Annotated in this window: 17 protein-coding genes; 5 read left to right on the plus strand and 12 right to left on the minus strand. The window is 72.1% G+C overall.

What is annotated here, in order from left to right:
* Positions 1–28: 28 nt before the first annotated feature.
* Positions 29–844 carry a GAF and ANTAR domain-containing protein gene (locus RY94_RS03200; RefSeq protein ID WP_082046017.1) on the plus strand — a complete coding sequence of 272 codons (816 nt, stop codon included), beginning with the start codon at positions 29–31 and terminating at the stop codon, positions 842–844.
* 241 nt (positions 845–1,085) lie between these two features.
* On the opposite strand, the gene RY94_RS03210 is transcribed toward RY94_RS03200, so the two are convergent.
* The 3 genes from RY94_RS03210 to RY94_RS03220 form a co-directional block, all read right to left on the minus strand.
* A complete protein-coding gene (locus tag RY94_RS03210) occupies positions 1,086–2,579 on the minus strand; it encodes an FGGY family carbohydrate kinase (RefSeq protein ID WP_043441756.1) in 1,494 nt (497 codons plus the stop codon).
* A 3-nt stretch (positions 2,580–2,582) separates the two neighbouring features.
* A complete protein-coding gene (xylA, locus tag RY94_RS03215) occupies positions 2,583–3,773 on the minus strand; it encodes a xylose isomerase (protein ID WP_043441759.1) in 1,191 nt (396 codons plus the stop codon).
* A 100-nt stretch (positions 3,774–3,873) separates the two neighbouring features.
* Positions 3,874–4,899: a LacI family DNA-binding transcriptional regulator gene (locus RY94_RS03220; protein ID WP_043441762.1), complete on the minus strand. Its 1,026-nt coding sequence runs from the start codon at positions 4,897–4,899 to the stop codon at positions 3,874–3,876.
* Positions 4,900–5,078: 179 nt separating this feature from the next.
* Between RY94_RS03220 and RY94_RS03225 the strand changes: the two genes are divergently transcribed.
* On the plus strand, positions 5,079–6,218 hold the full coding sequence (locus tag RY94_RS03225; RefSeq protein ID WP_043441763.1) for an endo-1,4-beta-xylanase: 1,140 nt from the start codon (positions 5,079–5,081) through the stop codon (positions 6,216–6,218).
* A 30-nt stretch (positions 6,219–6,248) separates the two neighbouring features.
* Positions 6,249–9,281, plus strand: coding sequence for an endo-1,4-beta-xylanase (locus tag RY94_RS17085; protein ID WP_197060581.1), 3,033 nt, complete (start codon positions 6,249–6,251; stop codon positions 9,279–9,281).
* Between the two features lie 84 nt (positions 9,282–9,365).
* On the opposite strand, the gene purM is transcribed toward RY94_RS17085, so the two are convergent.
* The 9 genes from purM to RY94_RS03275 form a co-directional block, all read right to left on the minus strand.
* Complete coding sequence (gene purM / locus RY94_RS03240; RefSeq protein ID WP_043441766.1) at positions 9,366–10,481, minus strand: phosphoribosylformylglycinamidine cyclo-ligase; 1,116 nt, start codon at positions 10,479–10,481, stop codon at positions 9,366–9,368.
* Positions 10,478–12,037 (minus strand): amidophosphoribosyltransferase, encoded by a 1,560-nt coding sequence (purF, locus tag RY94_RS03245; RefSeq protein ID WP_043441771.1) that lies wholly within the window; start codon positions 12,035–12,037, stop codon positions 10,478–10,480. The genes purM and purF overlap by 4 nt, the downstream gene beginning before the upstream one ends.
* Before the next feature lie 48 nt (positions 12,038–12,085).
* A complete protein-coding gene (locus tag RY94_RS03250) occupies positions 12,086–13,219 on the minus strand; it encodes an EAL domain-containing protein (RefSeq protein WP_043441774.1) in 1,134 nt (377 codons plus the stop codon).
* 11 nt (positions 13,220–13,230) lie between these two features.
* Positions 13,231–13,404, minus strand: coding sequence for a DUF1059 domain-containing protein (locus RY94_RS17090; RefSeq protein ID WP_082046019.1), 174 nt, complete (start codon positions 13,402–13,404; stop codon positions 13,231–13,233).
* Between the two features lie 100 nt (positions 13,405–13,504).
* Positions 13,505–13,942 carry a hypothetical protein gene (locus RY94_RS18300; protein WP_231554395.1) on the minus strand — a complete coding sequence of 146 codons (438 nt, stop codon included), beginning with the start codon at positions 13,940–13,942 and terminating at the stop codon, positions 13,505–13,507.
* A 19-nt stretch (positions 13,943–13,961) separates the two neighbouring features.
* Positions 13,962–15,425, minus strand: a complete 1,464-nt coding sequence (locus RY94_RS03260) for a DUF2079 domain-containing protein (RefSeq protein WP_052273881.1) — start codon at positions 15,423–15,425, stop codon at positions 13,962–13,964.
* The gene (locus tag RY94_RS03265; protein WP_043441776.1) at positions 15,422–15,784 is read right to left on the minus strand and encodes a sterol carrier family protein; all 363 of its coding nucleotides are present in this window, start codon (positions 15,782–15,784) and stop codon (positions 15,422–15,424) included. Before RY94_RS03265 ends, RY94_RS03260 begins: the two co-directional genes overlap by 4 nt.
* 12 nt (positions 15,785–15,796) lie before the next feature.
* Positions 15,797–16,801, minus strand: a complete 1,005-nt coding sequence (locus tag RY94_RS03270; RefSeq protein ID WP_043441777.1) for an asparaginase — start codon at positions 16,799–16,801, stop codon at positions 15,797–15,799.
* 103 nt (positions 16,802–16,904) lie between these two features.
* Complete coding sequence (locus tag RY94_RS03275) at positions 16,905–18,575, minus strand: molybdopterin-dependent oxidoreductase (protein WP_043441778.1); 1,671 nt, start codon at positions 18,573–18,575, stop codon at positions 16,905–16,907.
* 105 nt (positions 18,576–18,680) lie between these two features.
* On the opposite strand from RY94_RS03275, the gene purD reads away from it, so the two are divergent.
* The gene (purD, locus tag RY94_RS03280; RefSeq protein WP_043441780.1) at positions 18,681–19,973 is read left to right on the plus strand and encodes a phosphoribosylamine--glycine ligase; all 1,293 of its coding nucleotides are present in this window, start codon (positions 18,681–18,683) and stop codon (positions 19,971–19,973) included.
* Complete coding sequence (locus RY94_RS03285) at positions 19,970–20,869, plus strand: phosphoribosylaminoimidazolesuccinocarboxamide synthase (RefSeq protein ID WP_043441782.1); 900 nt, start codon at positions 19,970–19,972, stop codon at positions 20,867–20,869. Before purD ends, RY94_RS03285 begins: the two co-directional genes overlap by 4 nt.
* The last annotated feature ends 256 nt before the right edge of the window (positions 20,870–21,125 follow it).

Consider the following 21,125-nt stretch of genomic DNA (forward strand, 5'->3'; position numbering starts at 1 on the left):
GTCCGTTCCGTCTGGCACGATGATTGCTATGACTGAGCACAATGAAGGCCGCGTCCGTGAGGATCCGGCGACCGGAGAGGCCCCCGTGACGGGTGAGGATTCCAGCGGACGTCGGGGCAAGCCGTCGTCGCATCACGGCGACGACGACCGGGAGCGTGATCTCGCCACGGAACTGGCCGAGCTCGCCCGGTCGCTGCAGCAGGAACCGGACTCGGACGCGGTCCTCGCCGGGTTCGTCCACGCGGCCCTCGAACTGATCCCCGGGGTCGACGAGGGTTCGGTCAGCGTCGTCATCGGACGGAAGAACGTCGGATCCCGAGGCTCATCCGGGGACCTGCCGGCGCGGATCGATGCGCTGCAGATGGAGACCGGGGAGGGCCCGTGCCTGGAAGCCGCATACGAGCACCGGACGGTGCGGGTCCCGGACATGGCGCACGAGGAGCGGTGGCCGCTCTTCGCGCAGCGCGCCACCGAGGCCGGCGCCCGGGGGATGCTCTCCATCCAGCTGTGGGTGGAAGGCGATGACCTGGGCGCCCTGAACCTCTACTCGTACGAGGCCAACGCGTTCACGGACGAGTCGGAGAACGTGGGCCTGCTGGTCGCCTCCCATGCGGCCGTGGCGTTCGCCGAGGCCGAGAAGAGCCGGCAACTCCATGCAGCCGTCGATTCGAGGGATGCCATCGGCCAGGCCAAGGGCATCCTCATGGAGCGCCACAAGGTGACCGGGGACCAGGCGTTCTTCGTCCTGTCGATGGCCAGCCAGCGCAGCAACACCAAGCTGAGGGACGTCGCCGATCACCTCATCACCAGCGGCGAGCTCCCCGCGAAGAAGACCGCAGGCTAGCGGAGCCGCGCGTCGACCCGCCGCAATGACGTCGTCGCCGCGGAGAAGGACCAGTTCGGCGGTATCACGGTCGGGTCGGCGTTCTTCGGCCGGCTCACCGCGATCGGCCTGACCGTCATCCTCAGTGCCCTCGAGACCGCGATCGGCGTCGGCATCGACCACCGGGCCGGCGTGTAGCAGGCGCCCACCATGGACAACGAGAGGCGCCACCGGGTGGCGCCTCTCGCCGTTCCGGGGGACCTCAGAGCCGGAGGGACCCCACCGCCGCCCGGTACTGCTCCCGGATGACCGGCCGGTGGTCCACGGCGCGGTCCTCCACGGTGTCGAGCGTCCAGGACGGCCGCGAGCCCGTCAGGGCCCATGCGGCCTGGGCCGCTGCCCCCCGTGCCACGTATTCGCCGGGGGCCGGGACGCGGACGGGGAGGTCGAACACCTGTGCCGCCACCTCCTGCACGGCCGCGTTCTGGGCGGCACCACCGATCAGCAGGAGGTGGCGCGGCTGCACCCCCGTGGCACGCACCGCGTCCAGGGCGTCGGCCAGTCCGCACAGCATGCCCTCGATGGCGGCCCGCGCCAGGTTCTGCCGCGTGGCGGACATGATGCTGAGGTTGTGGAAGCTGGCCTTTGCCGTCGGGAGGTTGGGCGTGCGTTCTCCCTCGAAGTAGGGGACGAGGACCACGCCGTCCGAGCCCGGTTCGGCAGCCCTGGCCAGCTCCGCGAAGCCGTCGTGGTCCACGCCGAGGATCCCCGCCACCGAGGACAGGACGCGCGCCGCGTTGAGGGTGGCCACCAGCGGCAGGAACAGCCCGCTGGCGTCGGCGAATCCGGCGACGGTCCCGCTGCCATCCGCGACGGCGTCGGCGGCGACGGCGAAGACCGTGCCGCTGGTGCCGAGGGACACGACGACGTCGCCCTCCTCCGCACCGAGCCCGAGGGCTGCCCCCGCGTTGTCGCCCGCGCCCGCTCCGACCACGATGCGGCCCTCACCCGATGCGGTGAGGGAGCCGTGGACCACGCCCGCGGCCTGATCCGCCTGCAGCACGCGGGGGAGGACCACTGCATCCGGGCGCGCCTCCTCGCCCTCGGCCTCACGGTCCGGGCGTGCCTCACGGCCCGGGCGACCGAGCACGTGCTCGAACATTGCGAGGTCGTACGCGTCCGCCGCGGGGCTCCAGTAGCCGGTGCCGCTCGCATCCGAGCGGTCGGTCACCAGTTCCTCCAGCACCGGTCCGAGCGGCGACTCGCCCTCCGGGCCGAAGCCGCGCAGCCGCCAGGTCAGCCAGTCGTGGGGGAGTGCCACGGCGGCGATGGCCGGGACGACGTCGGGCTCGGCGTCGCGCACCCACCGCACCTTGGTGCCGGTGAAGGACGCCACGGGTGCGGATCCGGTGCGGGCGACGATCTCCCCGAGGCCCAGTTCGCCGATCAGGTCCCGGGCGGCGTCCGCGGACCGGGTGTCGTTCCACAGCAGGGCGTCCCGGAGGACCCTCCCGTCACGGCCGAGCAGCACCATCCCGTGCTGCTGGCCCGCGACGGAGATCGCGTCGACGTCGGCCCCGAGGCCGTCCGCGGACTCCAGTGCAGCGCGCAGTGCGCTCCACCAGGCCTCCGGGTCCACCGCCGTGCCCTCCGGATGGAGGGCGCGGCCGGTGCGGACCTCGGCGCCGGTCACGGTGTCGACGACGACGACCTTGCAGCTCTGCGTCGAGGAGTCGACGCCGGCAACGAGGGCCATGGGTCAGCGGGCTCCGAGCAGGTGCTCGATGAAGAGCTGCTGCAGCTTCACGAAGCCGAAGCCCTTGCCGTTGAAGTAGGCGTCGGCGTCGAAGTCCTCGTAGGAGGCGCGGTCGGCGCGGAGGGCCTCGTAGCCCTCGCCCTCGTTGAGCGTGGGCTCGTTGATCTCGGAGACGCGGGACGCCGTGAGGGCGGCCTGGACCTCGGGGTCGGCGCGGAACGCGGCGGCGCGCTCCTTGAGCAGCAGGTAGGTCTGCATGTTCGCGGCCGCCGAGTCCCACACGCCGTCCATGTCCTCGGTGCGGCTGGGCTTGTAGTCGAAGTGGCGCGGTCCGTCGTAGGACGGGCCGCCCGTGGGGCCGCCGTTCTCCAGCAGGTCCACGAGCGAGAACGCGTTCTGCAGGTCGCCGTGCCCGAACACGAGGTCCTGGTCGAACTTGATGCTGCGCTGGCCGTTGAGGTCGATGTGGAACAGCTTGCCCTGGTAGAGGGCCTGCGCGATGCCGTGGGTGAAGTTCAGGCCCGCCATCTGCTCGTGGCCGGTCTCCGGGTTGATGCCCACCAGTTCGGGGCGCTCGAGGGTCTCGATGAAGGCCATCGCGTGGCCGAGCGTGGGCAGGAGGATGTCGCCGCGCGGTTCGTTGGGCTTGGGCTCGATCGCGAAGCGGATGTCGTAGCCCTTGTCGGTGACGTAGTCGCCGAGCAGGTTCACGGCCTCGCGGTAGCGCTCGAGGGCTCCGCGGATGTCCTTGGCGGCGTCGTACTCGCTGCCTTCGCGGCCGCCCCACATGACGAACGTCTTGGCGCCGAGCTCGGCGGCGAGGTCGATGTTGTCCAGGACCTTGCGGAGGGCGAAGCGGCGGACGCCGCGGTCGTTGCTGGTGAAGCCGCCGTCCTTGAAGACCGGGTGGCTGAACAGGTTGGTGGTGACCATCGGAACCACCATGCCGGTGGACTTCAGGACCCCGGTGAGCCGGTCGATCTCGCGCTGGCGGTCCGCCGCGGAGCAGCCGAACGGGAACAGGTCGTTGTCGTGGAAGGTGATGCCGTAGGCGCCGAGGTCGCTCAGGCGGTTGACGGCCTCGACCACGTCGAGGGGGGCCCGGGTCGCGGAACCGAACTGGTCCTGGGCCTCCCAGCCCACCGTCCAGAGGCCGAAGGAGAATTTGTCGTCGCGTGTGGGCTCGATCGTCATTGAGTGCTCCAGGAAGTGTGTGGGGTTAATATGTTGCCGTTACAAACATATTAGGTTTGAGCCCAGAGTCAAGCATGGTGTCCTCCTTGTGCCGAGCGCCCTAAGGGTGCAGCGCGCGGACGCTGGCCCGCTGGACGAGCCGCGTGGAGAGCTCGATCCGCGGGCTCTCGACCGCCTCGCCGCGGATGAGGCGGACGAGCGTGCGGGCCGCGAGGCTCCCCATCTCGGAGAGGGGCTGGCGCACGGTGGTGAGGGGAGGCGAGGCCCAGCCGGCCTCGGGGAGGTCGTCGAAGCCGATCACGCTGAGGTCGTCCGGGATCCGCAGTCCCTGCTGGCGTGCCGCCTCGTACACCCCGAGGGCCATCTGGTCGCTCGCAGCGAAGATCGCGGTGGGCCGGTCGGTCCGCGCGAGGAGCTCCGTTCCGGCGGAGAATCCGGAGGCGTAGTCGAAGTCCCCGCCGATGATGAGCTCCGGGTCGACGGCGATACCGGCGGCGTCGAGCCCCGCCCGGTAGCCGTCGAGGCGTTCCCTGCTGCACCAGAGTCCGGGGCGGCCGGCGACGAACCCGATCCGGCGGTGGTTGTGCTGGAGGAGGTGCTCGGTCGCGGTGACGGCGCCCGTCCAGTTGGTCGCCCCGATGGTCGGTACCTCGAGATCGGGTACACCGGCCGGGTCCACGACGACGAGGGGCAGGTTGAGGCGCTGCAGTTCGGCATGCAGGAAGGAATCGAGGTCCGTCGTGACGAGGATGGCGCCGTCGCTCGCGCGGGCCCCCAGGGTGTCGAGCCACTTGCGGGTCGAGTCGCTGCCGCCGCGGCGGTGGATCGCGGAGACCACCACGGACAGGCCCTCCGTGTTCAGCGACTCCTCGACGCCGCGGATGATCTCGACCGCCCAGGGGCTGTCGAGATCGTTGAACACCAGGTCCACCAGGCCGGCCGCGGCCGGCCGCCCCGCGCCGCGTCGCCGGTAACCGTACTCCCGCAGCAGGACCTCGACCCGCTCGCGCGTCGCGGGGGCGACGTCGGACCGTCCGTTGAGGACGCGGGACACCGTGGGGACCGACACGCCCGCCGCGGAGGCGATGGCAGAGATCGTCACCGCGGGGTGGGCATTGTCCTGCATGACGTCCTCCTGGGGAAGCCCCGACGCTGCAGCAGGGCATCTCCGGGGTCGAAAACCGCCGCACCCTTGACCTTCCCGGCGCGGTGTTCCTAACCTACAGCAACGGTATTTCCGGAAACTTCCGGAAACATCCGATCGTCGGATCGGCTCCGTTCCTCACGTACCTCAAAGGAGAGCTCATGCAGGTTCGTTCATCCATCGCCGCGGCAGTCCTCGTGTCCGCCCTGGTCCTTCCCGCGGCGGCGCCCGCGCTCGCGGCGCAGCACCAGCCGCCCCGCCCCCACGGGATCGAGAAGAAGGACACCCTCCGCTGGGTGGCTCCGCAGGACCTCAGGATCGGCACGGCCGTCGCCGGCGGCGGCCACCACGAGACGCAGCCCTACCCGGATCCCTTCACCTTCGACCAGGAGTACCGGGAGCGCCTCGCGGCGGAGTTCAGCTCGGTCTCGCCCGAGAACCAGCTGAAGTGGGAGTTCGTCCACCCGGAGCAGGGCACCTACCGGTTCGCCGAGATGGACGCGATCGTGCAGTTCGCCCAGGAGAACAAGCAGGTGGTCCGCGGCCACACCCTGTTCTGGCACAGCCAGAACCCCGCCTGGCTCGAGGAGGGCGACTTCACGAAGGACGAGCTGCGCGCCATCCTCAAGGACCACATCCAGACCGTGGTGGGCCGGTACGCGGGGAAGATCCAGCAGTGGGACGTCGCCAACGAGATCTTCAACGACAACGGGACCCTGCGCACCACGGACAACATCTGGATCCGCGAGCTCGGCCCGGAGATCATCGCCGATGCGTTCCGCTGGGCGCACGAGGCGGATCCCAAGGCCAAGCTGTTCTTCAACGACTACGGCGTGGAGGGCATCAACGCGAAGAGCAACGCCTACCTCGAACTGATCCCGCGGCTGCAGGCCCAGGGTGTCCCGGTGGACGGCTTCGCCATCCAGGGCCATCTGAGCACGCGCTACGGATTCCCGGGCGACCTGCAGGACAACCTGCAGCGCTTCGACGACCTGGGCCTCGAGACGGCGATCACCGAGATCGACGTACGCATGGACGTCGCGGCGGGGACCTCGCCGACGGACGCCCAGCTCGCGACGCAGGCGAGCTACTACCAGCGCGCCCTGGACGCGTGCGTGAGTGTCGACGAGTGCAATTCCTTCACCATCTGGGGCTTCACCGACAAGTACTCCTGGGTGCCCGTGTTCTTCAGCGGTGAGGGCGAGGCGACCGTCATGTGGAACGACTTCACCCGCAAGCCGGCCTACTACGCGCTGCAGGACACCCTGGAACAGGCGTCCCCCGGTCGCGGCAACCGCTGATCCGTGATGGACCACAGGACAGGAAGAACCATGAGACGACGCTGTCTGATCGCGGGCGCCACGGCCGTCGGCCTGGTGGCCGGAGCCGGCGCCCTGGCGCTGCCCGCGGCGAACGCCGAGGAGCCCGCGGTGCTCCTCAGCGAGGACTTCGAGGACGGCGCCTTCGGGCCGCTGGTCCAGAACGGCGGAGCCACGCTGTCGGTGGTCGACGCCGACGGCGACAAGGCGCTGCTGGTCAAGGGCAGGACCAACGACTACGACGGCGTGAAGACGCCGGCCGACCTCCTGCAGGCCGGTGGCACCTACTCCTTCTCCGCGCAGGTGAAGCTCGCCGCAGCCGGGATGACGACGTCGGCGCGCTTCGTCGTCGAACCCGCGTACAGCTGGGTAGGGAACACCACGGTCACCGCCGATGCGTGGACCACGGTGAGCGGGACGTTCACCGCCCCCACCGGTGCGGATCCGGCCACGCTGCGTGCCTACCTCGGAACGGGAGACCTCGGTGCACCGTACGACTACCTCGTGGACGACGTCGTGATCACCGGCACCGCCGGGCCGGGCGACGGCGGCGCCTGGCAGCCAACCCCGGATCCCGCCTTCGTCCCGGGCGGCGCCACGAACCCCACGGCCACCCCTCTCGCTGCAGCCCGCGGCGCCGGGAACGCCGTCGCCCTCACCTTCGACGACGGCCCCAACCCGGGCGAGACCGCCGCGGTCCTCGACCTGCTGAAGGACAAGGGCATCACCGCGACCTTCTGCGTCATCGGCCAGAACGTGCGGGCCGACGGCGGGGCCGCGCTGCTGCGGCGCATCGTCGCCGAGGGGCACACGGTGTGCAACCACGGCACGTCCTTCGCGGACATGGGGTCGTGGAGCCGCGCGCAGATCGAGGCCGACCTCACGGAGAACCTGCGCATCATCCGTGACGCCGCGGGCGATCCCGCCCTGCAGGTGCCGTACTTCAGGGCACCCAACGGCAGCTGGGGCGCCACCGGCGAGGTGGCCGCAGCACTCGGCATGCAGCCGCTCGGCCTCGGGAACGTCATCGCCGACTGGGACGGCAACGATCTCAGCGAGGCCACCCTCACGGCGAACCTCCGCGGGGCGTTCACCCCCGGAGCCGTGGTGCTCGCACACGACGGCGGCGGGGACCGCACCACGACGGTCCGGGCCGTGACGACGGTCGTGAACGAGAAGCTCGCCGAGGGCTGGACGTTCACCCTCCCGCGCGGCGGTGCCGGCGTCGCCACGACGATCACGAGCGGCTTCGAGACCGGCGCCGACGGCTGGGCGGCTCGGGGCGACGGCGTCCAGGTCACTCCCGGCACCGACGCGCGCACCGGGACGGGCAGCCTGCTCGTCACCGACCGCACCCAGCCCTGGCACGGCGCCGCCCTCGACGTGACCGCAGGACTGCCCGTGGGCACGGCCGTGGAGGTCTCCGTGTGGGCGAAGCTCGCCCCGGGGGAGGCTCCCGCCTCCCTCAAGGTCTCCGTGCAGCGCGACAACGGTGCGGGAAGCGCCTACGAGGGCGTGGCCGGCGCCGCGGCGACCGTCTCGGCCGACGGCTGGACACAGCTCAGGGGCACCTACACGCTCGGGGCCGCGGCGGACAGGGCCCAGGTGTACGTCGAGGGCCCGGTGGGCACCGACTTCCTCCTCGACGACTTCAGCCTCGCGCCGATCGTCGAGAAGCCCGTCCAGACGGACCTCCCCGGGCTGAAGGACGTCCTCGGGGCCGACGGGATCGAGCACGTCGGGGTGGCCATCGACGCACGGGAGACCGTGGGGACGGCCGCCGACCTCCTCCGTCAGCACTACAACGCCGTCACCCCGGAGAACGCGGGCAAACCGGAGAGCGTGCAGCCGGTCGAGGGCCGGTTCGCCTTCACGCAGCTGGACCAGCTGCTGGACTTCGCCGATGCGAACGACGTCGAGGTCTACGGGCACGTCCTGGCCTGGCACTCGCAGACCCCGGCCTGGTTCTTCAGGGACGGGACGCGCGACCTGACCGACAGCCCCGCCGACCAGGCCCTGCTGAAGGCCCGCATGGAAGCCCATATCAAGGGCATCGCCGACCACATCGACGCCCGCTACCCCGACGGGGACAGCCCCGTCTGGGCGTGGGACGTCGTCAACGAGGTCATCGCCGACGGTGACACCGCCAATCCGCACGACATGCGGGACAGCCGGTGGTTCCAGGTCCTCGGCGAGGGGTTCGTGGACGAGGCCTTCCGCCTCGCCGACCACTACTTCCCCGACGCGGCCCTGTTCATCAACGATTACAACACCGAGATGCCGGAGAAGCGCGCCGACTATCTCTCGCTGATCGGTGCGCTCGAGGCACGCGCCGTACCGATCGACGGGGTGGGCCACCAGGCCCACGTGGACGTCGCCCGGCCGGTGGAGTGGCTCGAGGACTCCATCGTGGCGGTGGAGCGCCTGAACCCGGAGCTGCTGCAGGCCATCACCGAGCTCGACGTGAACGCCTCCACGGAGAACCAGGGCGCCGATGTCAGTGGCGCCCCGCAGGATCCGTACAGTCCGGCGTTCGAGGACGACGCGGACGCGGCGGCCGAGGTGGGCTACTACTACCGCGACCTGTTCGCGATGCTGCGGGAGCACGACGAGTCCGTGGACTCGGTGACCTTCTGGGGCATCAGCAACGCCCGCACCTGGCTGCGGACCTGGCCGATGCCCCGGCCCTGGGAGCAGCCCCTCCCGTTCGACGACGAGCTGCAGGCCACCCCGGCCTACTGGGGCATCGTCGACCCGTCACGCCTGCCCGCGCGGCCGGCCGACGTCCTGCCGCCCCGGATCGCGGACCGGTCCGACGAGCAGGCGGTGTCGAACGGTGCCAGCGGCGCGAAGGTGAAGTACGCCCTGCCGTCCGCTATCGACACCCTCGACGGCGCGGTCCCGCTGGACTGCGATCCGGCACCGGGCTCACGCTTCGTCATCGGTGTCACGACGGTCACCTGCACCGCCACGGACGAGGCGGGCAACACCCGCACCGGCTCGTTCGACGTCGTCGTGACCCGCAAGCAGCCCGGGAAGCCCTGACGGTCCCACGGCACTCCCCGGCAGCACGACGAAGCCCCTGTCCTCTCCGGAGGGCAGGGGCTTCGTCGTCGGGAGTGACCGGGGTCAGGAGGCGTAGGCGCCCAGGAGCCGCACGGAGCCGCCGTCCACGCCCTTGGCGCCCTGGACGTAGTCCGCTCCGTCGGTGCTCCCGCCGCCCGCGACCTGCACGCTGCCCATGACCCAGGACGGGACACCCGCCGCATTCAGCTGCGCCAGGGCGGCGTCGGCGCCCGCGGCCCCGACGATCGCGACCATGCCGACGCCGAGGTTGAGGGTGCGCTCGAGGTCCGGCAGCGGGACGGAACCGAGCTGCGCGACGATCGTGAAGATCGGGGGGAGGCCCCAGGTGGAGCGGTCCACGGTGGCTTCCAGTCCGCGGGGCAGCACCCGGGCCAGATTCGCCGCGAGCCCGCCACCGGTGACGTGGCTGAAACCGTGCACCTGCGCGGCGTCGTTCCGTGCCAGCGCGAGGCAGTCCGAGGCGTACACGCGCGTGGGCTCGAGCAGCTCCTCGCCGAGCGTCCGGCCGAGCTCGGAGACCTGCCGGTCCAGCGACCAGCCGGCCTGGTTGATGACGCGGCGGACGAGGGAGTAGCCGTTGGAGTGCAGGCCGGAGGAGGCCATGCCGATCACGACGTCGCCCGCCCGGACCCGCTCGGGACCGAGGACGCGGTCCGCCTCGACCACGCCGGTCGCGGCTCCCGCGACGTCGTACTCGTGCTCGCCGAGCAGCCCCGGGTGCTCCGCGGTCTCCCCGCCCACCAGGGCGGTGCCGGCCGCCGAGCAGCCGGCGGCGATGCCCCGCACGATGTCCGCGATGCGCTCCGGGACCACCTTCCCGCAGGCGATGTAGTCCGTCATGAACAGCGGTTCCGCGCCGACCACCACGATGTCGTCCACGACCATGCCCACGAGGTCGAACCCGATCGTGTCGTGGATGTCCATGGCCTGGGCGATCGCGACCTTGGTGCCCACGCCGTCGGTGGACGTCGCGAGCAGCGGCCGCGTGTAGGTGAGGAGGCGGGAGACGTCGAAGAGCCCCGCGAAACCACCCACCCCGCCGATGACCTGCTCGCCGTGCGTGGCACGGACGGCGTCCTTCATGAGCTCGACGGCGCGGTCACCCGCCTCGACGTCCACTCCTGCGCTGGCATACGTGATGGGGTTGGGCGCGCTCATACCCGCTCTTTCTTGTCGTCGTCGGTCAGTACGGCTTCGAACTCGGCATCCGGCCCGGGGTCGCAGCCCACGGCGCCGGAGCGGTCGGCCGGGTCGAGGCGCTCGAGCAGGTTCTTGCCCAGGCGGTCGTCGCCGGGCAGTTCGATAGGGTACGTCCCGGTGAAGCAGGCCGTGCAGAGGCGCTCGCGGGGCTGCTGCGTGGCGTCGATCATGCCGTCCTCGGAGATGTAGGCGAGGCTGTCGGCGCCGACGGACTTGCTGATCTCGTCGATCGCCGCGCCGTTCGCGATGAGCTCCGCGCGGGACGCGAAGTCGATGCCGTAGAAGCAGGGCCACCGCACCGGCGGCGAGGAGATCTTGACGTGGACCTCGGCGGCACCGGCCTCGCGCAGCATGCGGACGACGGCGCGCTGCGTGTTGCCGCGGACGATCGAATCGTCCACCACGATGATGCGCTTGCCGCGGATGACGGACTCGAGGGCGTTGAGCTTGAGCCGGATGCCGAGTTGGCGGAGCGTCTGGCTGGGCTGGATGAAGGTGCGGCCCACATACGCGTTCTTCACGAAGCCGTGGGCGAAGGGGATGCCGGATTCCTCGGCGAAGCCGACGGCGGCGGGCGTCCCGGACTCGGGGACCGGGATCACGATGTCCGCTTCGGCCGTGTTCTCGCGGGCCAGCTGGCGGCCCATCTCCACGCGGGCCTCGTACACGGAGCGCCCGGCGATCGCGGCGTCGGGCCGGGCCAGGTACACGTACTCGAAGACGCAGCCGGCGGGGGTGGGGGAGCCGAAGCGGCTGCTGCGCACGCCGTCCTCGTCGATCGCGATGAACTCACCGGGCTCGATCTCCCGGATGAAGCTCGCGCCGACGGTGGCGAGCGCCGCCTGCTCGGAGGCGACCACCCAGCCGCGCTCGAGCCGGCCGAGGACGAGCGGGCGGACGCCGTAGGTGTCGCGGGCCGCGTAGAGCGTCCCCTCGTCCATGAAGACGAAGCAGAACGCGCCGCGGATGCTCGGCAGCAGCGCCAGGGCCGTCTGCTCGAGCGAGCGGTCGTCGTCGCCGCCGAGGAGCGCGGTGACGAGGGCGGTGTCGGTGGTGTTGCCCTGCGCCATCTCGCCGGCACGGGGCTTGCCGTGGCGCGCGAGGACCATCTGGTGGAGCTCGGCAGAGTTGGTGAGGTTGCCGTTGTGGGCGAGGGCCACGGTGCCCGCCGCGGTGGCGCCGAGGGTGGGCTGTGCGTTGGCCCAGTGCGAGGATCCGGTGGTGGAGTAGCGGCAGTGGCCGACGGCGATGTGCCCGGTCAGGGTGTTGAGCGTGGACTCGTCGAAGACCTGGGACACGAGGCCCATGTCCTTGTAGACGTTGATCCGGCGGCCGTCGCTCGTGGCGATGCCCGCCGACTCCTGGCCGCGGTGCTGCAGCGCGTACAGGCCGTAGTAGGCGAGCTTGGCCACCTCCTCGCCGGGCGCCCAGACCCCGAAGACGCCGCAGGCGTCCTGGGGTCCTTTTTCGCCGGGAAGAAGATCGTGGGAGAGGGTTCCGTCGCCGCGCAGCATGCGGCCATTCTCTCACGGTACGGTGTGCCGCCCTTCTTCCGGGGGCGCTTATTTCGTGCCTGCGAGCTTTCCGATGAGTCGTTCCATCCGGGCGATGCCGACGAATCGTCCCGCGTTGTCCGTCACGAGGAGCGGAACGAAGCGGGAGCCCGCCTCCCGGGTGATGGACCGGGCGAGGGCCTCGTCGACGGGTGTGTCCACGTTGACGACCAGGCCGGTGGTGACGATGCCCAGGCGCGCCGCCTCCTCGGTGAGGACCGCCTGCGGTCGCCTCCCGTCGAGGAGTACGACGTCGGTGAGGTCCGGGTCCCGGGTGAACAGGGCTGCCGCCGCGCCGGGGGAGGGGGCGGTCGCCGCCGGTTCGAGGACGCCGCGGACCGTCGACGCGGCGGCGTCGCGCACCCGGGCGGACAGGCGGAGCGCGAGGTCGAGGTCGAGGTCCTGCCAGGGCGGAGCGGGCCGGCCCAGCAGGTACCCCTGCACGAGGGGGACCCCGAGGGCGGCGAGGGTGTCGAGTTCCTCCACCCGCTCGATGCCCTCGGCGAGGATCCAGGCGTCGACCCTGCCGGCGAAGAGCCCGATCATCTCCATGAGGGCCCGCTTGGCCTCGTCGGCGTCGATGTCGCGCACCAGTTCCCGGTCCATCTTGATGATGGACGGCCGGAGCGCGAGCAGGTGCTGCAGGCCCGCGTACCCGGACCCGGCGTCGTCAACGGCGATCATGGCGCCGGCTGCGCGCAGGGCGTTCAGGTGGGGTTCCAGCTGCAGGTAGGACTCGATGGGCGTCTGCTCCGTCAGCTCCACGACGACGCCGCCGAGGCCGCCCTGCTCGGCCCACACCTGCTGCACCAGCGGTGAGAGGAGCAGGGCGGGCGAGACGTTCACGGTGAGGAAGCAGTTCTGCGGGAGTGTTCCCCGGTGGAGGAAGGCGCTGCGGAGCGCTGCCGCCTCGAGCTCCGCCGCGCGCCCCTCGCGCCGCGCCCGGGCGAACCACACCTCGGGATTCCCCTCGCCGTACCCCGGGAAGCGGACCAGGGCCTCGTAGCCCACCACCGTGCCGCGGGCGGTATCGATGATGGGCTGGTAGGCGGAGGTGATCCCCTCGCCGAGGCAGGCGGCCGCGAGCTCGGCACTCTCCCGCGGGGCCACCGCCTGGTCCACCGCCTGGTCCACCGCCTCCATCGGGAGCGGGATCAGACGGCGACGATGCTGCCGCGGACCGCGCCGACGAGCTCGGGCGAGATCTCGGTCAGGCCGTGCGCCGACGCCGCGTGCGCTCCCACGCGGGCGAGGACCTCGTCCTCCGTGCTGCAGACCCAGCGGGCTTCGCAGCCCGGTACGACATCTCCACATGCGAATGCCTTCATGGCACAGTCCTCTTCTCCGGCTCGATGGTTCCCCCCATCACGCCCTACTGTCGTCACCCGGGCCCGGGGTGTAAGCAGCGGCCTCCGCCGGTGGAGGGACTCAGGCGTCGTCCGTGCGCTCCGCCCGTGCCCGCTCGGCACGCCTGACGCTGCGGCGGTCGATGACGAGCACCAGCAGCGCGGCGAGGAGCAGCCCGGGCAGGGCGAAGGCCACGGTGAAGAACCCGAGGACGGACTCACGCGTGAGGGTCGGGTCCTCCGGGCCGGTATAGGCGAGCACCAGGGCCGCGAGGAAACCGAGGATCGCACCGACCAGCATGAACGGTACGAACTTCGGCGCCCGGCGGACGGTCACCTCGCGGACAGCCGGCGCGGCCGGCGCGGGCGACGGCTGCTGGACGGGATCGGCATCGTGGACCGGTGTGTCAGGGCCGGCGGTCGGGCGGTCCCCGGGGGCGGTCCGGCCGTCCGCCGGCACCCGATCGTCGCCCCGCGGATCCGGCTGGTCGGGGGAGGTGTGCGGCTGCTCGGAGGTCATGGTTTAAGGCTACCGGGCGTCAGCGTTCCAGCCGGACGAGCTGGTAGCCCGCTTCGTCGAACGCGAGGGTGTAGTCCGTCCCCGGGAAACGCTGCTCCGCGTGGGCTTCGGCGTCGGCCGGGCGGGTTGCACCCCAGCTCCAGTCGTCGGCGTCGACGATCAGGTAGTCGGGCGCGGGATTGGCGTTGCCGAGCCAGTACACGCGGGTGTCCGGCACGAGGTACGCCATGAGGACCACGCCGCTCTCCACCGTGGCCCCCGCGGGGATGAGGCCCATCATGCGGTGGGCGGCGTCCCAGCGCGCGGACTGCCGGTAGGTGTCCGGCTCGGCGAGGACGGCGAACTTCTGGGTCGGTAGCAGGACCAGGCAGGCGGCGACGGCGGCGGGGACCCCCAGCAGCGCCACCGACCGCACCCAGCGGCGGCGGTTGCTCCGGAGGGAGTGCGTGCCGTCCACCAGGCCGAGGAAGAGCACGGGCATGAGGACCGCGCTGTAGTGCCACTCGGGACCCCAGTACCCCTCCTGGCCGGAGGCGAACCGCCACAGCAGGGTGGGCAGGAGCACCAGGCTCAGCGACGAGCGGAGGAACAGGACGCCGCCGGCGAGCAGGAGCAGCAGGAGCGTCTCGTGCTTCGCGGTGCCAGTGAGGAGGCCGACGACGGCGCCGGCGGGGTCCGCGATCATCGCACCGGCGTCGATGCGGTCCGAGTAGTCGTACTGGCCGGCGGCGTTCAGCGCCGGCAGGACCACGCGCACGGAGAGGACCAGCCACAGCGCCCCCCAGGCGGCGAGCCACAGGCCGGCCACCGACCGGAGCCGCCACGCGATCACCAGCCCGAGGGCCATGACGGTGAGCCCGAGGTCCTCCTTCACGAAGACGAGCAGGCCGCCCCACAGGACGGCGGGCAGCACACGCCCTGCCAGCAGGGCTTCGAGGCCGAGGGCCAGGAGCGGCACGGCGAACGCGATCTCGTGGAACTGCGCGGCGACGGCGGACTGCAGTCCCCAGGACAGTGCGTAGGCGATCCCCACGGCGATCCCGGCGGCGGGCCCGAGGAGCCGCATGCCCGTGCGGGCGACGACCGCCACGGACAGCCCGAAGAGCAGGTTCTGCACGATCAGGAGGGTCAGTCCCGACGGCGCGACCGCGTACGCGGGTCCCAGCAGCACGAGCAGCGGGTGGAAGTGGTCACCCAGGAGGTTGAAGTCCTCGCCCTTGATGGGGACGATCGGCGCGTCGACGCCGGCGTAGGCCTTCGCGAGCTGCGTGAAGATCCCGAGATCCCAGGACGGTGCATCCAGCCGGTTCCACTGGGTGACGGAGAAGACGGTGTAGAGGAGGGCGGCGGCGAGGCCGGTCAGCCAGGCGCCGGGCGGCTGTCGGCGGACCGCCGCGGCGGTCCGCCCCCGGAGCGTGGCGGGNGCGACGGGTGACGGGCCCGATGGCGCTGTCAGGTCGGCGCTGGGCGCGTCACCGTTCACGGGCGCCCGACGAGGGGGAGCCAGGCGCTGAGGTCGGCACGCTGACCGGAGGCCGCCACCTTGCCCGCCGCGACGGCGTCCGGCCAGGCCGTGGCCCCGGTGACGAGCGCGAGCCAGGTGGTGGCGTCGGTCTCGACGACGTTCGGCGGCGTGCCGCGGGTGTGGCGGGGCCCCTCGACGCACTGGGTGACGCCGAACGGGGGGACCCGCACCTCGACGCTGTTGCCGGGCGCGAGCTCCGCGAGCTCCTCGAGGGTGAACCGCACCGCCATGGCGAGTTCGGGGCGGCCGGCCGAGCCGTCCGCCACCTGCGCCAGCGCGCGGCGGCCGTCCTCACCGGTGATGCGTCGTCGTGCCATGGGCTGCCGCTCCTAGTCGAGCAGGGCCAGGACCGGGGCGGCCAGGCGCAGGCTGCCCACGGAGCGGCCCCCGCCGAGGACCGGGGAGACGACCTTCTCGAGCGTGGCCCCGACCTTCTCGGCGTCGATCGCGCCGGATGCGGCGAGGAGCGTGAGGCCCACGAGGGTCGCCGCGCGGGCGTTGCCGTCGAGGACCTTCAGGGCCAGGGTCGCGCCGGTCGGCGCGGCGAGGACGAGGACACCCTCGGCCCCGCTCTTGGCGAGCACACCGAGGTCCTCCATGACCACCGAGTTCTCCATGCCGTTGCCGTGCACCGCCCAGGGGTAGTCCAGCATCGCGGTGGCGATCGTCGCCGCGCGCGCGTCCGCGTGCTTGTCCGACGGCGCCTTCGCGATCTTCCCGATCCCGCGGGCGAGGCCCGTCAGCGAGACGGCGGCGACGGGCGCACCGCACCCGTCCACACCCCAGGCCGATACCGACTCCTCCGTGTACTCCTCGATGACGGAGGCCACGGAGCGCTGCAGCGGGTGGGTGGGGTCGAGGTAGGTGTCGGTGTCCCAGCCGTTCTCCGTGCACGCCCACAGGAAGGCCGCGTGCTTGCCGGAGCAGTTGAAGGCGATGCGCTGCCTGCCCTTGCCGCTGCGGACGAGCTCGTTGCGGGCCTCCTCGTCCTGCGGCCAGTCCTCGGGGCACTGCAGGTGGTCCTCGGTGACCCCGGCGGCGGCGAGCATGGTCCGCACCACGTCCATGTGCTCCCTGCTGGCCACGTGGCTTGCCGCCGCGAGGGCCACCTGGGGTCCACGCAGGGGGACCCCCGCCTTCATGCTGGCCAGGGCCTGGAACGGCTTGAGCGTGGACCGGGGGAAGATCGGGCTCGTGATGTCCCCGAGTCCGGTCACCACGGAGCCGTCGGCGGCGAGAACGACGGCGGCCCCCACGTGGCGGGACTCGATGAAACCGTTGCGTTCGAGGACGGCGAAGTCCACGGCGTCAGCCGTAGTGAAAGTGGAGGGCATGGTCCCAGTATTCCTCATCCGCTGTGCCGGCCCGCGGGGATCCCCCGTTGACACCACTGCGCCCACCGGAGAGGACGGTCATCCGGTGGGCGCAGGTCCGGGGTCACTTCACCGTGAACTGCACCGACTGCCAGCCGGACGCGCCGTTCGGGACGGTGTCCGCGCGCTCGTCGGTCTGGAGGCCGTCGACGGCGTCGGTGGCCCTCGCCCTGACCGTGTGCAGCCCGGACTCCAGCGAGACCTCGTGCGACCACTGGCGCCAGGTGTCCACGGAGGCCTCGGCGGCGAGGTCCACGGGTTCCCAGTCACCGCCGTCCACGGAGACCTCGACCGCGGTGATGCCGCGCTGCTGGGACCAGGCGACGCCGCCGAGCATGACGGCGCCGCCGTCCACCTGGGCGAAGGACGTCGGGACCTCCACGCGCGCCATCGTCTTGATGGGGCCCAGCTCGGACCACCCGCGGTCCGTCCAGTACGCCGTCCGGTCGGCGAAGCGGGTGACCTCGAGGTCCACGACCCACTTGGTCGCCGAGACGTAGCCGTACAGGCCGGGGACCACCATGCGGACGGGGAAGCCGTGCTCCACGGGCAGCGGCTCGCCGTTCATGGCGACGGCGAGGATGGCGTCGCGGTCGTCCTGCAGCACGGGCAGGGGCGTGGAGGCGCTGAAGCCGTCCGAGCTCGTGGACAGGACCATGTCCGCGCCGGCCAGGGGCCTGGCCCGCGCGAGGACGTCGCGCAGCGGGTAGCCGAGCCACTTCGCGGTCCCGGCCAGGTAGCCGCCCACGGGGTTGGAGACGCAGGTGAGGGTGATGTGGCGTTCGATGAGGTCGGCGTCGAGGAGGTCCTGGAACGAGAGTTCGAACTCCTCCTCCACCATGCCGTGCACGCGGAGTACCCAGTCGTCGGTGGTGAGCTGCGGGACGCTGAGCGCCGTGTCGATCCGGTAGAAGTCGCCGTTCGGGGTGACGAAGGGTGTCACGCCCGCCACGGGCGACTGGACGCCCGCGGGCAGCGCCGGCGCGGGACTGGCCGGCGCGGGGAACTGCAGGCCGTCCCGGAGGGCGGCGACGTTGTTGCGTGCCCCGGCCAGCAGCCGGCCCCCGCCGGCGGCCGCGGCAGCGACGACGGCGGTGACGCCCGCGGCGGCGAAGAACCCGCGGCGCGACGTCGCACCGGGGCCCGGGGCGCCGGACCGCGGGGGAGCGGTCGCCACGGCCCCCGTGCGGGCCCCGTCGGTCCCGTCGGCCTCCGTGATCGCGGTGCCCGTCCGTCCGGCGGCGTCCGCCGACGCGGCCTCGTCGGAGGACGGGACGACGGCGGCATGGCGCAGGCGGGCGGTCAGCCAGCGCAGCGCCAGCAGCCCCGCTGCCGTGCCGACGACGGTGGGGAGGGCGTCGGGCAGGGAGGCTCCGGCGCGGGTGAGGACGCAGGCCAGGATGACGGCCCCCATGAACAGCACCCCGGCGACACCGAGCGCCCACCGCCGGAACGCCACGATGCCGAGGACGGCCGCCAGCAGTGCGATCGTGATGCCCATGCCCACGAGCAGCGCCAGCTTGTCATCGGTCCCGAACGTCGCGATCGCGAAGTCCTTCATCCACGGCGGGGTGAAGTCGATGAAGGTGGATCCCATGGCGATGACGGGGGTGGCGCTGGCCCGGAAGAAGGCCCCGGCGAGTTCGGCGACGCCGAGCACCACGCCGGCGGCGATGATGCCGGCGAGCGCGGCGAGCAGGGGAAGGCCGCGGCGGGACGTCGAGAGGTTGCTCATGGGAAGTATTCGGAGAGGCCCGTGGGCCGTATGGGTCGCGCGGGCCGCCGTAACAGGCGCCGATCCTGTGTCGGGCCGGGAGCCCCTCCAGTACGCTGTCTAACTGTGAAGGTTCTTGTACTGGGCCCCGGAGGCCGCGAACACGCCATCGTCCGGGCCTTGCTGGCCGATCCCTTCGTCCGGGAGGTGCAGGCCGCCCCCGGCAACGCCGGGATCGCCGAGGACGTCCCCACCCACGACATCGACGCGAACGATCCCGCCGTCGTCGTCGGGCTGGCCCGCCGGCTGGGCTCGGACCTCGTGGTGATCGGACCCGAGGCGCCGCTCGCCGCCGGCGTCGCGGACGCACTGCTCGACGCCGGGATCCCCGTCTTCGGGCCCACCCGGGCCGCCGCGCAGCTCGAGGCGTCCAAGGCCTTCGCCAAGCAGGTCATGGCCGCCGCCGGCGTGCCGACCGCGATGGCCCGCGTCGCCGCCACGGACGAGGAAGCCGGCGAGGCGCTCTGCGCGTTCGGCGCCCCCTACGTGGTGAAGGACGACGGGCTCGCCGCCGGCAAGGGCGTGGTGGTCACCGACGACCTCGCCGAGGCCCGCGCCCACGCCTCCGCGTGCTTCGCGGCGGGAGGCACCGTGGTCATCGAGGAGTACCTCGACGGACCCGAGGTCTCCCTGTTCGTCCTCTCCGACGGCCGCACCGTGGTCCCGCTGGCACCGGCCCAGGACTTCAAGCGCATCCACGACGGCGACCAGGGTCCCAACACGGGCGGCATGGGCGCCTACTCGCCGCTCGAGTGGGTGCCGGCCGGCCTCGTGGACGAGGTCGTCACGCGCGTGGCGCAGCCCGTGATCGACGAGATGGCGCACCGCGGCACGCCCTTCGCCGGCGTCCTCTACGTGGGCCTGGCGCTCACGTCGCGCGGCCTGCGCGTGATCGAGTTCAACGCACGGTTCGGGGACCCCGAGACGCAGGCCGTCCTCGCGCGCCTGACCACACCGCTGGGCGGGGTGCTCCTCGCGGCCGCGAAGGGCGCCCTCGACCAGATCGACCCGCTCAACTGGTCGCCCGAGACCGCCGTCGCCGTCGTGCTCGCCTCCGAGAACTACCCCGACGCCCCGGTCACGGGCCGGCGCGTGCGCGGGCTGAAAAGGGCCGCGCAGGTGGAGCGCGCGCACGTCCTCCACGCCGGCACCGCCCTGCGGGACGGCAAGGTGGTGAGCTCCGGCGGCCGGGTGCTGGCCGTCGTCGGGGTCGGGGACTCGCTCGCGGACGCGCGGGCCACCGCCTACGAGAGCCTCGGCCGGATCGACCTCGCGGGCGGGCAGTCCCGCACGGACATCGCCCTGAAGGCCTCCCGCTCGGAGATCGCGGTCACGGGCCCCGCGGCGGCCACCGCATGAGCAGCTTCGCGCCCGAGCACCCCGACCTGCCGGGCTGGCGGCATGTCTACTCCGGCAAGGTCCGCGACCTGTACGAGCCGGAGGACGGGCGCGACGACGTCGTGCTCGTGGTCGCGAGCGACCGCATCAGCGCCTACGACCACGTGCTGGCCACCCAGATCCCCGACAAGGGGCGCGTGCTCACGCAGCTCAGCCTCTGGTGGTTCGAGCGGCTCAGCGGCATCCCGAACCATGTGATCGCGTCCGACGCCGCCGGCGGCGTGCCCGCCGCCGTCGAGGGCCGGGCGATGATCTGCCGCCGGCTCGTCATGTACCCGATCGAGTGCATTGCCCGCGGCTACCTCACCGGGAGCGGGCTGCTGGAGTACCGGCAGTCCCGCACCGTCTGCTCCCTGCCGCTGCCCGAGGGCCTGGTGGACGGCTCCCGGCTCGAGCCGGCACTCTTCACGCCGTCGGCGAAGGCCGAGGTGGGCGAGCACGACGAGAACATCACCTACGACGCCGTCGTCATGACGGTCGGCGATGACGCCGCGGCCCAGCTGCGGTCCCTCACCCTCGACATCTACACCGCGGCGGAGTCGATCGCCCGGGAGCGCGGGATCATCCTCGCCGACACGAAGGTGGAGTTCGGCCTCGACCCGGCCACCGGCCGCATCACCCTCGGCGACGAGGTGCTGACGCCGGACTCCTCACGCTTCTGGGACGCCGCCCTCTACGCGCCCGGGCAGGCGCAGCCCTCGTTCGACAAGCAGTTCGTCCGGGACTGGCTGACATCCGACGCCTCCGGCTGGGACCGGCAGTCGGAGCCGCCGGCGCTGCCCGCCGACGTCGTCGAGCGCACACGCGCCCGCTACATCGAGGCGTACGAGCGCCTGACGGGCCGCACCTTCGCCTGAGGCACCGGCGGTCCGGACGCGTCGTCGGTGCCGGCTCCCAGGAGCGGCCTGCCGCCTGTGCGGCGCGTCGCGACGGGACACGGCCGTCCGGCCGCGACAGCCGTGCACGACGGGCGCCGAGGCGGCAGCCGACCGGCGCCACGCCGGGTCGCGGGGACGATGCCCGTGCGCGGATCGTTGTCGTCTCGGTCCGGCCTGCAGTCCGGCCGGTCGGCCCGGCTTCATTCGACCAGCGCCGTGCGGATCCTCAGGGTGA

Origin of the sequence: Arthrobacter sp. L77, from assembly GCF_000816565.1 — a bacterium.
In the GTDB taxonomy this organism is placed as follows: Bacteria; Actinomycetota; Actinomycetes; order Actinomycetales; family Micrococcaceae; genus Arthrobacter_D; species Arthrobacter_D antioxidans.

Excerpts from the sequence above, each read along its gene's own strand:
- RY94_RS03200 (WP_082046017.1), top strand. The coding sequence starts at position 29 with ATGACTGAGCACAATGAAGGCCGCGTCCGTGAGGATCCGGCGACCGGA.
- RY94_RS03210 (WP_043441756.1), bottom strand. The coding sequence starts at position 2,579 with ATGGCCCTCGTTGCCGGCGTCGACTCCTCGACGCAGAGCTGCAAGGTC.
- xylA (WP_043441759.1), bottom strand. The coding sequence starts at position 3,773 with ATGACGATCGAGCCCACACGCGACGACAAATTCTCCTTCGGCCTCTGG.
- RY94_RS03220 (WP_043441762.1), bottom strand. The coding sequence starts at position 4,899 with ATGCAGGACAATGCCCACCCCGCGGTGACGATCTCTGCCATCGCCTCC.
- RY94_RS03225 (WP_043441763.1), top strand. The coding sequence starts at position 5,079 with ATGCAGGTTCGTTCATCCATCGCCGCGGCAGTCCTCGTGTCCGCCCTG.
- RY94_RS17085 (WP_197060581.1), top strand. The coding sequence starts at position 6,249 with ATGAGACGACGCTGTCTGATCGCGGGCGCCACGGCCGTCGGCCTGGTG.
- purM (WP_043441766.1), bottom strand. The coding sequence starts at position 10,481 with ATGAGCGCGCCCAACCCCATCACGTATGCCAGCGCAGGAGTGGACGTC.
- purF (WP_043441771.1), bottom strand. The coding sequence starts at position 12,037 with ATGCTGCGCGGCGACGGAACCCTCTCCCACGATCTTCTTCCCGGCGAA.
- RY94_RS03250 (WP_043441774.1), bottom strand. The coding sequence starts at position 13,219 with ATGGAGGCGGTGGACCAGGCGGTGGACCAGGCGGTGGCCCCGCGGGAG.
- RY94_RS17090 (WP_082046019.1), bottom strand. The coding sequence starts at position 13,404 with ATGAAGGCATTCGCATGTGGAGATGTCGTACCGGGCTGCGAAGCCCGC.
- RY94_RS18300 (WP_231554395.1), bottom strand. The coding sequence starts at position 13,942 with ATGACCTCCGAGCAGCCGCACACCTCCCCCGACCAGCCGGATCCGCGG.
- RY94_RS03265 (WP_043441776.1), bottom strand. The coding sequence starts at position 15,784 with ATGGCACGACGACGCATCACCGGTGAGGACGGCCGCCGCGCGCTGGCG.
- RY94_RS03270 (WP_043441777.1), bottom strand. The coding sequence starts at position 16,801 with ATGCCCTCCACTTTCACTACGGCTGACGCCGTGGACTTCGCCGTCCTC.
- RY94_RS03275 (WP_043441778.1), bottom strand. The coding sequence starts at position 18,575 with ATGAGCAACCTCTCGACGTCCCGCCGCGGCCTTCCCCTGCTCGCCGCG.
- RY94_RS03285 (WP_043441782.1), top strand. The coding sequence starts at position 19,970 with ATGAGCAGCTTCGCGCCCGAGCACCCCGACCTGCCGGGCTGGCGGCAT.